General features: G+C 74.1%; 11 protein-coding genes and 1 pseudogene. 10 read left to right on the top strand and 2 right to left on the bottom strand.

The features are described 5' to 3' along the window. The first annotated feature begins 32 nt into the window (after positions 1-32). Genes ACRWNP_RS15965 through ACRWNP_RS15935 form a run of 7 tightly spaced genes read left to right on the top strand, consistent with a single transcriptional unit; the run spans position 33 to position 8,462 of the window. Positions 33-830, top strand: a complete 798-nt coding sequence (locus ACRWNP_RS15965; protein ID WP_431961887.1) for a TIGR03084 family metal-binding protein — start codon at positions 33-35, stop codon at positions 828-830. A gap of 20 nt (positions 831-850) precedes the next feature. Next, positions 851-2,389 carry an acyl-CoA carboxylase subunit beta gene (locus ACRWNP_RS15960; RefSeq protein ID WP_431961915.1) on the top strand — a complete coding sequence of 513 codons (1,539 nt, stop codon included), beginning with the start codon at positions 851-853 and terminating at the stop codon, positions 2,387-2,389. Positions 2,390-2,402: 13 nt separating this feature from the next. Next, complete coding sequence (locus ACRWNP_RS15955; RefSeq protein WP_431961886.1) at positions 2,403-4,295, top strand: acetyl/propionyl/methylcrotonyl-CoA carboxylase subunit alpha; 1,893 nt, start codon at positions 2,403-2,405, stop codon at positions 4,293-4,295. Continuing rightward, positions 4,292-5,494 carry an acyl-CoA dehydrogenase family protein gene (locus tag ACRWNP_RS15950; RefSeq protein WP_431961885.1) on the top strand — a complete coding sequence of 401 codons (1,203 nt, stop codon included), beginning with the start codon at positions 4,292-4,294 and terminating at the stop codon, positions 5,492-5,494. The genes ACRWNP_RS15955 and ACRWNP_RS15950 overlap by 4 nt, the downstream gene beginning before the upstream one ends. 30 nt (positions 5,495-5,524) lie before the next feature. Continuing rightward, positions 5,525-7,108: a 4-coumarate--CoA ligase family protein gene (locus ACRWNP_RS15945; RefSeq protein WP_431961884.1), complete on the top strand. Its 1,584-nt coding sequence runs from the start codon at positions 5,525-5,527 to the stop codon at positions 7,106-7,108. Beyond that, a complete protein-coding gene (locus ACRWNP_RS15940) occupies positions 7,105-7,854 on the top strand; it encodes an enoyl-CoA hydratase family protein (RefSeq protein WP_431961883.1) in 750 nt (249 codons plus the stop codon). Before ACRWNP_RS15945 ends, ACRWNP_RS15940 begins: the two co-directional genes overlap by 4 nt. After that, positions 7,842-8,462, top strand: a complete 621-nt coding sequence (locus tag ACRWNP_RS15935; protein ID WP_431961882.1) for a TetR/AcrR family transcriptional regulator — start codon at positions 7,842-7,844, stop codon at positions 8,460-8,462. Before ACRWNP_RS15940 ends, ACRWNP_RS15935 begins: the two co-directional genes overlap by 13 nt. A 107-nt stretch (positions 8,463-8,569) precedes the next feature. Here ACRWNP_RS15935 and ACRWNP_RS15930 read toward each other — a convergent pair whose 3' ends face one another. After that, positions 8,570-8,827 carry a hypothetical protein gene (locus ACRWNP_RS15930; protein ID WP_431961881.1) on the bottom strand — a complete coding sequence of 86 codons (258 nt, stop codon included), beginning with the start codon at positions 8,825-8,827 and terminating at the stop codon, positions 8,570-8,572. 332 nt (positions 8,828-9,159) lie between these two features. Between ACRWNP_RS15930 and ACRWNP_RS15925 the strand changes: the two are divergent. Beyond that, positions 9,160-9,500: pseudogene (locus tag ACRWNP_RS15925) on the top strand (MmcQ/YjbR family DNA-binding protein). On the opposite strand, the gene ACRWNP_RS15920 reads toward ACRWNP_RS15925, so the two are convergent. Further along, positions 9,475-10,110: a DUF4291 domain-containing protein gene (locus tag ACRWNP_RS15920; protein ID WP_431961880.1), complete on the bottom strand. Its 636-nt coding sequence runs from the start codon at positions 10,108-10,110 to the stop codon at positions 9,475-9,477. The pseudogene ACRWNP_RS15925 and the gene ACRWNP_RS15920 overlap by 26 nt on opposite strands. A gap of 175 nt (positions 10,111-10,285) precedes the next feature. On the opposite strand from ACRWNP_RS15920, the gene ACRWNP_RS15915 reads away from it, so the two are divergent. Then, the gene (locus ACRWNP_RS15915; RefSeq protein WP_431961879.1) at positions 10,286-11,431 is read left to right on the top strand and encodes an inorganic phosphate transporter; all 1,146 of its coding nucleotides are present in this window, start codon (positions 10,286-10,288) and stop codon (positions 11,429-11,431) included. Between the two features lie 19 nt (positions 11,432-11,450). Then, complete coding sequence (locus ACRWNP_RS15910; protein ID WP_431961878.1) at positions 11,451-11,690, top strand: hypothetical protein; 240 nt, start codon at positions 11,451-11,453, stop codon at positions 11,688-11,690. Positions 11,691-12,043: the final 353 nt, after the last annotated feature.

Genomic DNA, 12,043 nt, shown 5'->3' with positions numbered 1-12,043 from the left:
CTTCGCTGACGCTGCGTCATTCAGGGGGACCCTTGTCCGACCCCACACCCGTACTGGACGACCTTCGGGACGAGAGCGAGGGCCTGGACGCCCTGGTCGCCCCGCTGCCGGAGGGGGCCTGGGCGACACCGACGCCCGCTCCGGGCTGGACGATCGCCCACCAGATCGCACATCTGGCCTGGACCGACCGGCAGTCGGTGCTGGCGGTCACCGACCCGGAGGCCTTCGGCTCCGTGGCGGAGAAGGCCGCCGCCGCGATCGACACCTTCGTCGACGACGGCGCCGAGGAGGGCGCGGCGCTGCCGCCCGCGCAGTTGCTGGCGCGCTGGCGCTCGGGGCGGGCGGAACTGCAGGCCGCGCTGCGGGCGCAGTCGGCCGGGACGCGCTTTCCCTGGTTCGGGCCGCCGATGAGCGCCGCCTCCATGGCCTCGGCCCGGCTCATGGAGAGCTGGGCGCACGGCGAGGACGTCGCGGACGCCCTCGGCGTACGGCGTCCGCCGAGCGCGCGGCTGCGGCACGTGGCGCGGATCGCCGTACGGGCTCGTGACTACGCGTACTTCGTCCACGGGCTGACCCCGCCCGTCGAGGAGTTCCGGGTCGAACTGACCGCCCCCGACGGCACGCTGTGGGTGTACGGCCCGCAGGACGCCGCGCAGCGCGTGACGGGCCCGGCGCTCGACCTGTGCCTGCTGGCGACCCGCCGCCGGCACCGTGCCGACCTGGCCGTGCGCGCCGAGGGCGCGGACGCCGACCGCTGGCTGGACATCGCCCAGGCGTTCGCGGGACCGCCGGGGCGGGGCCGCGCGCCGCGTGAGGGAGGAACGGCGTGAGCACCGAGAACCGTACGGCCATGCTGGAACGCCTCGCCGGGCTGGAGGCCGAGCACGAGAAGGCGCTCGCGGGCGGTGGCCCCAAGTACGTGGACCGGCACCGCTCGCGGGGGAAGCTCACCGCAAGGGAACGGGTGGAGCTGCTGCTGGACCAGGACAGCCCGTTCCTGGAGCTGTCGCCGCTGGCGGCCTGGGGCAGCGACTACCCGGTCGGCGCGTCGCTGGTGACCGGGATCGGCGTGATCGAGGGCACCGAGTGCGTGATCACCGCCAACGACCCCACCGTGCGCGGCGGGGCGAGCAACCCGTGGACTTTGAAGAAGGCCCTGCGGGCCAACGAGATCGCGCTCACCAACCGCCTCCCGCTGGTCAACCTCGTGGAGTCGGGCGGCGCCGACCTGCCCAGCCAGAAGGAGATCTTCATCCCGGGCGGCGCGCTCTTCCGCGACCTGACCCGGCTGTCGGCGGCCGGCATCCCCACCGTCGCCGTCGTGTTCGGCAACTCGACGGCCGGCGGCGCGTACGTCCCGGGGATGTCCGACCACGTGATCATGGTCAAGGAGCGCTCCAAGGTGTTCCTCGGCGGCCCGCCGCTGGTGAAGATGGCCACCGGCGAGGAGAGCGACGACGAGTCGCTCGGCGGGGCCGACATGCACGCCCGCACCTCCGGGCTCGCGGACTACTTCGCGCTGGACGAGCCCGGCGCGCTGCGCACCGCCCGCCGCGTGGTCGCCCGGCTCGACTGGCGCAAGCAGGGCCCCGCCCCGGCCGCCGGCTACGACCCGCCGCGGTACGACGAGGACGAACTGCTGGACATCGTCCCCGCCGACCTCAGGACGCCGTTCGACCCGCGCGAGGTCATCGCGCGGGTGGTGGACGGCTCGGAGTTCGACGAGTTCAAGCCGCTGTACGGGCCGAGCCTGGCGACCGGCTGGGCACGGGTGCACGGCTATCCCGTGGGGATCCTGGCCAACGCGCAGGGCGTGCTGTTCAGCGCCGAGTCGCAGAAGGCCGCGCAGTTCATCCAGCTGGCCAACCAGCGCGACATCCCGCTGCTGTTCCTGCACAACACCACCGGCTACATGGTGGGCCGCGAGTACGAGCAGGGCGGCATCATCAAGCACGGCGCCATGATGATCAACGCGGTGTCCAACTCCAAGGTCCCGCACATCTCCGTCCTGATGGGCGCGAGTTACGGCGCCGGGCACTATGGCATGTGCGGTCGTGCGTACGACCCGCGCTTCCTGTTCGCCTGGCCCAGCGCCAAGTCCGCCGTCATGGGCCCCGCGCAGCTCGCGGGCGTGTTGTCCATCGTGGCACGGCAGTCGGCGGCCGCCCGGGGCCTGCCCTTCGACGAGGAGGCCGACGCGGGGCTGCGGGCGATGGTCGAGCAGCAGATCGAGTCCGAGTCCCTGCCGATGTTCCTGTCGGGGCGGCTGTACGACGACGGGGTGATCGACCCGCGTGACACCCGAACGGTGCTCGGCGTGTGCCTGTCGGCGATCCACAGCGCACCGGTCGAGGGCGCCCGCGGCGGCTTCGGCGTCTTCCGGATGTGAGGAGCACCTGACCGTGATCGCATCAGTGCTGGTGGCCAACCGCGGCGAGATCGCCCGCCGCGTCTTCCGCACCTGCCGCGACCTGGGCATCGCCACCGTCGCCGTCCACTCGGACGCGGACGCCGCCGCCCCGCACGTACGGGAGGCGGACGCCGCCGTACGGCTGCCGGGCGACGCGCCCGCCGACACGTATCTGCGCGGCGACCTCATCGTGAAGGCCGCCCTCGCCGCGGGCGCGGACGCCGTCCACCCCGGCTACGGATTCCTGTCGGAGAACGCCGAGTTCGCCAGGGCCGTCGTCGCGGCGGGCCTGACCTGGATCGGGCCCACGCCCGAGGCCATCGAGGCCATGGGCTCCAAGACCCGCGCCAAGCGGCTGATGGCCGAGGCCGGTGTCCCTGTGCTGGAGGCCGGGCCGGACGATCTGCCCGTGCTGGTCAAGGCGGCGGCGGGCGGCGGCGGGCGCGGTATGCGGGTCGTGCGGGACGCGGCCGTCCTCGAACAGGAACTGGCCGCGGCCCGCGCGGAGGCGCTGTCCGCCTTCGGCGACGGCGAGGTCTTCCTGGAGCCGTACGTCGAGGACGGCCGCCACATCGAGGTACAGGTGCTGGCGGACACCCACGGCACCGTGTGGACGCTCGGAGAGCGCGACTGCTCGGTGCAGCGCCGCCACCAGAAGGTGGTCGAGGAGACCCCGGCCCCCGGCATCACCGACGAACTGCGCCGGACGCTGTACGCGGCGGCGGACGCGGCGGCGCGGGCCATCGGCTATGTGGGCGCGGGGACCGTGGAGTTCCTGGTGTCCCCGGACGGCCGGCCGTACTTCCTGGAGATGAACACCCGCCTCCAGGTGGAGCACCCGGTGACCGAGTGCGTCTTCGGTGTGGACCTCGTCGCCCTGCAACTCGACGTCGCCGAGGGCGGGAAGCTCCCGGCCGCTCCCCCGGCGCCCTCCGGGCACTCCGTGGAGGCCCGGCTGTACGCGGAGGACCCGGCCCGCGACTGGCAGCCGCAGACCGGCGTCCTGCACCGCTTCCGGCTGCCGGAGGCACCGGGGCTGCGGGTGGACGCGGGCTTCGGCGACGGCGACCGGATCGGCGTGCACTACGACGCGATGCTCGCCAAGGTCGTCGCCCACGCCCCCACCCGCCCGCAGGCGCTCCGGCTGCTCGCGGGCGCCCTGGAGCGGGCCCGGGTGCACGGCCTGGTGACCAACCGCGACCTGCTCGTACGAGTGCTGCGCCACCCGGACTTCGCCGCGGGGCGGGTTTCCACCGCCTTCCTGGACCGCCTCGGCCCGGCACCCGCCGAGGACGAGGGAGCCGCACGGCTGGCGGCCCTGGCCGCCGCGCTCGCCGACGCCTCCGGCCGCCATCCGCTGGGCGGCTGGCGCAACGTGCCCTCGGCCCCGCAGTCCAAGAGCTACCGCGCCGAGCCCGGCGGCGCGGTGTACGAGGTCCGCTACCGGCTCGGCCGCGACGGCCTGACCGCAGGGGGCCATTCGGACGTACGCCTGCTGGAGCGGACGCCGGAGCGGGTCGTGCTGGAGGTCGCCGGGGTGCGCCGGGCCTTCGACGTGGCCGTCTACGGGGACGAGGTGTGCGTGGACGGCCCGCCGGACGCCCACCGCTTCACCGCGCTGCCGCGCTTCCCCGACCCGGTCGCCCAGCTCGCGCCGGGCTCGCTGCTGGCCCCGATGCCGGGCACGGTGGTCCGCCTCGCCGATGTCGCCGTCGGCGACAAGGTGGCGGCGGGGCAGCCGCTGCTGTGGCTGGAGGCCATGAAGATGGAGCACCGCGTCGCCGCCCCGGCGGACGGTGTGCTCGCCGCACTGCACGCCGAGGTCGGCCGCCAGGTCGACGTCGGAGCCGTACTCGCCGTCGTTCAGGAGGAGGACTCGCCATGAGCGGTACGCCCGCTGTGAACGGACCGACAGGCACCTTCGACAACGTCCTGCTGGAGAGCGAGGAGCGACGTGCCCTGCGCAAGGCCGTCTCCGACCTGGGCCGCCGCTACGGACGGCCCTACTTCCTCGACGCCGTGCGCGAGGGCAGGCACACCGACAAGCTGTGGCAGGAGGCCGGGGCGCTCGGCTACCTCGGCGTCAACCTGCCGGAGGAGTACGGCGGCGGAGGCGGCGGGCTGGCCGAGCTCGCCATCGTGCTGGAGGAACTGGGCGCGGCGGGATGCCCGTTGCTGCTGCTCATCGTCTCCCCCGCGATCTGCGGCACGGTCATCGCCCGCTTCGGCACGCAGGAGCAGAAGCGCCGGTGGCTGCCCGGGCTCGCGGACGGCTCCATCCGGATGGCCTTCGGCATCACCGAGCCGGACGCGGGCTCCAACTCGCACCGGCTGACCACCACGGCCCGCCGGGACGGCTCCGACTGGCTGCTCACCGGCCGCAAGGTCTTCGTCTCCGGCGTCGACATCGCCGACGCGACGCTCATCGTGGGCCGCACCGAGGACGCCCGTACGGGCAGGCTGAAGCCGTGCCTGTTCGTGGTGGAGCGGGAGACGCCCGGCTTCGAGTTCCGGCCGATCGACATGGAGCTGTCGGCCCCGGAGAAGCAGTTCCACATCTACCTGGACGACGTGCGACTGCCCGCGCACGCCCTGGTCGGGGACGAGGACGCGGGGCTGCTCCAGCTGTTCGCCGGGCTCAACCCCGAACGCGTCATGACGGCCGCCTTCTCCATCGGCATGGGTCGCTTCGCGCTCGCCGCGGCCGTGGACTACGCCCGCACCCGGCAGGTGTGGAAGGCCCCCATCGGCTCCCACCAGGCCATCGCCCATCCGCTGGCGCAGGCCCACATCGAGCTGGAACTGGCCCGGCTGATGATGCAGAAGGCCGCGTTCCTGTACGACAGCGGCGACGACATGGCGGCCGGTGAGGCCGCGAACATGGCGAAGTACGCGGCGGCCGAGGCGGGCGCGAAGGCCGTCGACCAGGCCGTGCACACCCTCGGCGGCAACGGGCTGACGGCCGAGTACGGCCTGGCGTCCCTGCTGACGGCCTCGCGCGTGGGTCGCATCGCGCCGGTCAGCCGGGAGATGATTCTCAACTACGTCTCGCACCACACGCTGGGTCTGCCCAGGTCCTACTGAGCACGTCCTACCGAGGAGGGGGGAACGGCCATGCCACAGCCGGCCGTGTTCCACAGCGAGTACCCCGAGGTTCCCGCCGTCGACCTGCCGATCCACGAGGCGGTACTGGGCCGCGCCGCCGAGTTCGGTGACCGGCCCGCGCTCATCGACGGGGTGGAGGGCACGACGCTCACCTACGCGCAGCTCGACTCCTTCACCCGCCGCATCGCGGCGGCGCTGGCGGAGTCGGGGCTGCGCAAGGGCGACGTCCTCGCCCTGCACAGTCCCAACACCATCGCCTACCCGCCGGTCTTCTACGGCGCCACGCGTGCCGGCGCGGCCGTCACCACGGTGCATCCGCTCGCCACCACCGAGGAGTTCGCCCGGCAGCTGCGGGACAGCGGCGCCTCGTGGATCGTCACCGTCGCGCCCCTGCTGGAGACGGCCCGCGAGGCCGCGGAGCAGGCGGGCGGAGTGCGGGAGATCCTGGTCTGCGACAGTGCCGAGGGCCACCGTTCGGTCCTCGACCTGCTGGGGTCCACGGCCCCCGAGCCGGAGATCGCCTTCGCCCCGGGCGAGGACGTGGCCGCGCTGCCGTACTCCTCGGGCACCACCGGCGTGCCCAAGGGCGTGATGCTGACCCACCGCAACATCGCCACCAACCTCGCCCAGCTGGACCCGACGCTGGCGATGGGGCCGGGGCACCGCATCCTGGCCGTGCTCCCGTTCTTCCACATCTACGGGCTCACCGCGCTCATGAACGCCCCGCTGCGCAAGGGCGCCACGGTCGTGGTGCTGCCGCGCTTCGACCTGGAGCAGTTCCTGAAGGCGGTGTCGGCCCACCGGGTGCAGGGGCTGTTCGTGGCGCCGCCGATCGTGCTGGCGCTCGCCAAGCACCCGGCGGTCGCGGCGCACGACCTGAGCTCGCTGGAGTACGTGCTGTGCTCGGCGGCCCCGCTCGACGCGGAGCTGGCCCAGGCGTGCTCCAAGCGGCTGGGGCTGCCGCCGGTCCTCCAGGCGTACGGGATGACGGAACTCTCCCCGGGCACGCACGTGGTGCCGCTGGACGCCCGCGACGCGCCGCCCGGCGCGGTCGGCAAGCTGCTGCCCGGCACCGAGATGCGGATCGTGCCGCTCGACGAGGAGGACGGCGGCGACGGCTCCGGGGAGATCCACATCCGCGGTCCGCAGGTCATGAAGGGCTATCTGGGACGGCCCGAGGAGACCGCCGCCATGATCGACGAGGACGGCTGGCTGCACACCGGCGACATCGGCCGGGTGGACGCCGACGGATGGCTGCACGTCGTCGACCGGGTCAAGGAGCTGATCAAGTACAAGGGCTACCAGGTGCCGCCCGCAGAGCTGGAGGCTGTGCTGCTCACCGACCCGCGGGTGGCCGACGCGGCGGTCATCGGCGTGGTGGACGAGGACGGCACCGAGATCCCCAAGGCGTACGTGGTGCCGCAGCAGGGCTCCGCCCTCACCGCGGACGACGTGATCGCGCACGTGGCCGCGCGGGTCGCCCCGTACAAGAAGGTGCGCCGGGTGGAGTTCACCGACGCGATACCGAGGGCCGCCAGCGGCAAGATCCTCCGGCGTGAACTGCGCGCCCGGGAAAGGGGAACCACCGGATGACCGACGACGCCGCGGCACCTTTCGTGCGGAGCGCGTACGACCGGGGGATCACCACGTTGACGCTGGACTCCCCGCACAACCGCAACGCGCTCTCCGCACGCATGGTCGACGAGCTGTCCGACGCGCTGGCCCACGCCGGCAAGGACCCGGCCACACGGGCGGTGCTGCTCACGCACACGGGCGGCACTTTCTGCGCGGGCGCGGACCTGAAGGAGGCGATGTCGCCGGAGGGGCCGCGGCGGCTCGTGGCGCTGCTGCGGGCGATCGTGGAACTGCCCAAGCCCGTCGTGGCACATGTGACGGGTCATGTGCGCGCCGGCGGCCTCGGGCTGCTGGCGGCCTGCGACATCCCGGTGGCGGGGCCGGAGGCGAGCTTCGCCTTCACCGAGGCACGGCTCGGCCTCGCACCGGCCGTGATCTCGCTGACGGTGCTGCCGCGCATGGACGCCCGGGCCGCCGCGCGTCACTACCTGACGGGCGAGGTCCTGGACGCGGCGGAGGCCGTCCGCACCGGTCTGGTCGCCGCGCCGGAGGAGGCGCTGGAGGGCATCCTGGCCGGGCTGCGCGCGGCCTCGCCGCAGGGGCTCGCGGAGTCCAAGACGCTGACGACGGCCGCCGTGCTGCGCGTCTTCGACCGGGACGCGACGGCGCTGATCGAGCGGTCGGCCCGGCTGTTCGGCTCGCCCGAGGCGGCGGAGGGGATGCGGGCGTTCCTCGAACGGCGGGCCGCGCCATGGGCGCTGTGAGCGCCACCACCCGTACGCCCAAGCAGGACCGCAGCCGCGCCACCCGGCAGCGGCTGCTGGAGGCGGCCGTCGCCTGCCTGGCCGAACGCGGCTGGGCAGGCAGTACGGTGACGGTGGTAGCCGAGCGGGCGGGGGTGTCGCGGGGCGCGGCGCAGCATCATTTCCCCACCCGCGAGGACCTGTTCACCGGGGCGATCGAGTTCGTCGCCGAGCAGTGGCTGGTGGCCCTGCGGGAGCACGCGCACGCCCTCCCCCGCAAGGGCGTGCCCCGCACGCACGCCGTGGTCGGCATGGTCGTCGACCTCTACACGGGGCCGATATTCCGGGCGGCCCTCCACCTGTGGGTGGCCGCCGCCAACGAGGAGCAACTGCGGCCCCGGGTGACGGCGCTGGAGTCGCGGATCGGCCGGGAGGCGCACCGGCTCGCCGTGGAGATGCTCGGCGCGGACGAGGCGGTGACCGGGGTCAGGGAGGCCGTCCAGGCCACCCTTGACATGGCGCGGGGCCTGGGCCTGGCGAACCTCCTCAGCGACGACAGCGCCCGCCGCGCGGGCATCGTCCGTGCGTGGTCGGCGGTCCTGGACGGGGTGCTGCACCGCGGCGTCTGAGCGGCCCGCCGCGCCGGATCCCCGCAGGGCGGCCCGTCGGCGGCGCACTGGGGGGTCCGGGCGTTCGCTACCGAAGCGCGCCGTTCCTCATTGGCGTGGCGATGCCGTCATCGCACCGTCGGGTCGAACTCCTGCGCCACCTCCACCCCCAGGACGAGCACGCGCACTCCCCGAACCGGCCGGCGGGCGACGGTCACCGCCGCGCTGCCCGCCCGTGCCCTGGCCACCTCGCTCGCCGTGCCGGCCGACGCATCGCCGTCCACCCCGGCGGCCGCCCCGTCGCGGCCGCCGCCCACGAGCTCGTCCGGCAGCACGAGCCGGCCGGCACCGGCGCGGTCGCCGCCCGTACGGCCTTCGCCGCGCACGGCGTGACGATCGGCGCGGCCCGCAGCCACTCCACCCTCGTCACCGCGAACGCCGCCCAGGCCACCGCCCCGCGTTCCACGGGCCATCCCCTCGGCGCGCTCCCCGCCGCGCCCGCGGCGAGCACCGCCGGCCGGGGCGGCGAGGGCGACGCCTCCGTGCAGCGCCGGCCGCCCGGAGGGCGGGCCCCGCGGTTCCCACCGCGAAGCCGGGGGAGCCGCGGGGTGGGGCACCCCCGGCCGAAGGTCGGGGGAGGGACTTTGACGACGGGGCCTGGCATCGGGCGTACGCACGCCTGTCGCCCGCCGTCCGCGACTGCCCCCCGGGGAGGCCCGTGACCACCGTCCACGATCCGCTCGCCGTGCGCGAGCAGGTGCGCGCCTTCGCGCTCACGCTGCCCGGCGCGGCCGAGCGCTTCCCCTGGGGCGAGTGCGTCGTCAAGGTCGGCAGCAAGGTCTTCGTCTTCGTCGGCGTCGGCACTCACCCGCCCGGCATCAACGTCGAGCTCAAGGATCCCCAGGCCCACGAGCACGCCATGTCGGTCCCCGGCGCCCGGGGGTCTCGGTCCCCCTCACCTGGCAGGCGCCCGCCGCCGAGGTGCTGTGCGACCGGGTCGAGGAGAGCTACCGCGTGATCGCCCCGAAGCGGCTCATCGCGTCGCTGGAGGGCCGCTGAGCTCCGGCGTCGCGCCGATCACGGCGGCGGTCGCCGGGTCGAGCGGATAGGGCCGTTCCCGCGGCAGCAGCGCCGCGGCGGCCTCGCGGTCGCCGGAGCGCACGAGTTCGTGGACGCGGTGGGCGAGCCCGGTGACGTCCCGGATCCGGACGATCCAGTGGTCGGCGTAGTCGCGCGTCGCCCGGCCGGTGAGTCCGAGCTGCAGCGAGCGGTACGGCAGCGGACGCAGCGAGAGGTCGCGCTCCGGGTCCCACTGGACGCGGACCTGCGTGCCGCGCACGCGCTCGGCCCAGGTCTCGCGGTCGGGGTACACCGAGCGGTCGAAGTGCGACAGGCAGGCCTGCCGAAGCGCCGAGTCGAAACCGTCGCGGCGGATGTCGAGGGCCAGCACCCGCTCCTGCCCCTCCTTCCGGCCCCAGCCGCTGCGGTACATCATCCACAGGAACGACGGCTTGATCCACGTCATCCGGGAGCGGCTCCAGCTCGCCGGGAAGCTGCCGTGCAGCGCGGCGTGATCGCCGATCCCGGGGCGGTAGGCCTGATATACCGTCACGGTGTCGTCGGTGTGCGCGGCCCTGATGCGCCGGTACGGCATCTCGGTGTTCTCCATGATGCGGGCATCCTGCCCACCGCGGCCGGCACCCCGCCACGGGTTTTCCCGCGGGCCTTCCCCGGCCGGTGCCCGTGCCATGCGGCCCCCCGTCACCTCGCATAGCCTGGAATCCCGACGCGACAACGGCAAAAGGGCCCGGTGAACTGCACCGCACCCGGGTGGGAGGTCCGCGGTGGGCACTGTCTCCTTTCTCCTCGTGATCGTCATCGTCACGGCGCTCGCCTTCGACTTCACCAACGGGTTCCACGACACGGCCAACTCCATGGCGACGTCCATCGCCACGGGCGCGCTCGCGCCCAGGGTGGCCGTGGCGGTGGCCGGTGTGCTGAACCTCCTGGGGGCGTTCCTGTCGACCGAGGTCGCCAGGACCATCTCCAACGGCATCGTCGACGACGCCAAGGTGTCCGCTGTGATGATCTTCGCCGGGCTGGTGGGGGCCATCCTGTGGAACCTCGTCACCTGGCTGCTCGGCCTGCCCTCCAGTTCCACGCACGCTCTGTTCGGCGGGCTCATCGGCGCGGTCTGGGTGGGCGCGGGCGTGTCCGCGGTCAACGCCGGCGAGGTCCTGGAGAAGGTCGTGATCCCGGCGGTCGCCTCGCCCGTCGTGGCCTGCGTGGTGGCGATGATGGCGACCTATTTGGCCTACGTGATCAGCAGACGGACCCGGCGGGACACGGTGAAGCGGGGCTTCCGGGCCGGCCAGGTCGGCTCCGCCTCGCTCGTCGCGCTCGCCCACGGCACCAACGACGCGCAGAAGACCATGGGGGTCATCACGCTGACGCTCATCTCCGGGGGACTGCTCGCGCCCGGTGCCGGTCCGCCCTGGTGGGTGGTGCTGAGCGCCGGGCTGGCGATCGCGCTCGGCACGTACGTGGGGGGCTGGCGGATCATCCGCACCATGGGCAAGGGGCTGACCGACATCGAGGCCCCGCAGGGCTTCGCCGCCGAGACGAGCGCGACCTCCGTGATCCTCGCGTCCTCGCACCTGGGCTTCGCGCTGTCCACCACCCAGGTGTGCACGGGCAGCATCCTGGGCGCCGGCCTGGGCCGCAAACTCGCCCAGGTCCGCTGGGGCGTCGCCGGGCGGATCGCCGTCTCCTGGGTGCTGACGCTCCCCGCGGCGGCGGCCGTGGGCGGGGTGGCGGCCTGGGTCGCCGACCACGGCGACCTGGGTGTGGCGCTCGTGGCGGGTGTGGCGGTCGCCGCCGCCGCGGGCTTCTACCTCCTGTCGCGCCGTCGCCCGGTGAACGCGGACAACGTCAACGACACGCGGCCCGGTGCGCCGCAGCCCAGCCCCGCCGGCCAGTCGGCCGGGTGACGGTGAGGAACGGAGCCGCATGGACATCAAGTGGGGCAATCTCGGCGGCGTGTTCGGGGCCAGCCTGGGCATCACGATCGCCGTCGTGGTGATGTTCTCGCTGGGCGTCGCCGCGTGGGGCCGCGCCGGCGGCGGGGACCCGCGCGACGGGCGGCCGCGCGACGGCCGGGCGAGGGCGGCCCTGGCCGTGGCCACCCTGTGCTTCGCGGCCTGCCTGGCGGTGGCGGCCTACGGTATCGACCTGATCGTCCCCGGCTGAGGCGGGGGCGGAGGTCGGGCACCAAGGTGGCGCCGTACGCGGGGTGGCACCGATGAGCAGCGACTTCCGCGGCCGGTCCGGTCGCCGAGGGTGCCCATGGTGACAAGGAAGCCCGGGGCCCTGTCGCGCGGCGGTGACCGGGCCGGTCAGGCCGGTTGGCGCCAGGCGGCCGGTCGGGCCGGTCGGGCCGGTCGGACTGGGCCGGGCCGGGCCGGGCCGGCGTCCATCACCGCGGCGGGTGCGGGCAGCGGCGTGACGCTGCCGACGTCGTCCCGGGCGGCCTCCGGCAGCCGCGACGAAGCCGAAGCAGAGGACCGTGAGGGCGGACATCACAGCGGTGCGCACGTCCGGTG

The organism is Actinacidiphila sp. bgisy160, from assembly GCF_965342435.1.
In the GTDB taxonomy this organism is placed as follows: Bacteria; Actinomycetota; Actinomycetes; order Streptomycetales; family Streptomycetaceae; genus Actinacidiphila.
The sequence above is the reverse complement of the archived record's forward strand: the minus strand, read 5'-3'. Positions and strand labels throughout refer to the sequence as shown.

Excerpts from the sequence above, each read along its gene's own strand:
- ACRWNP_RS15960 (WP_431961915.1), top strand. The coding sequence starts at position 851 with ATGCTGGAACGCCTCGCCGGGCTGGAGGCCGAGCACGAGAAGGCGCTC.
- ACRWNP_RS15950 (WP_431961885.1), top strand. The coding sequence starts at position 4,292 with ATGAGCGGTACGCCCGCTGTGAACGGACCGACAGGCACCTTCGACAAC.
- ACRWNP_RS15945 (WP_431961884.1), top strand. The coding sequence starts at position 5,525 with ATGCCACAGCCGGCCGTGTTCCACAGCGAGTACCCCGAGGTTCCCGCC.
- ACRWNP_RS15940 (WP_431961883.1), top strand. The coding sequence starts at position 7,105 with ATGACCGACGACGCCGCGGCACCTTTCGTGCGGAGCGCGTACGACCGG.
- ACRWNP_RS15935 (WP_431961882.1), top strand. The coding sequence starts at position 7,842 with ATGGGCGCTGTGAGCGCCACCACCCGTACGCCCAAGCAGGACCGCAGC.
- ACRWNP_RS15920 (WP_431961880.1), bottom strand. The coding sequence starts at position 10,110 with ATGGAGAACACCGAGATGCCGTACCGGCGCATCAGGGCCGCGCACACC.
- ACRWNP_RS15910 (WP_431961878.1), top strand. The coding sequence starts at position 11,451 with ATGGACATCAAGTGGGGCAATCTCGGCGGCGTGTTCGGGGCCAGCCTG.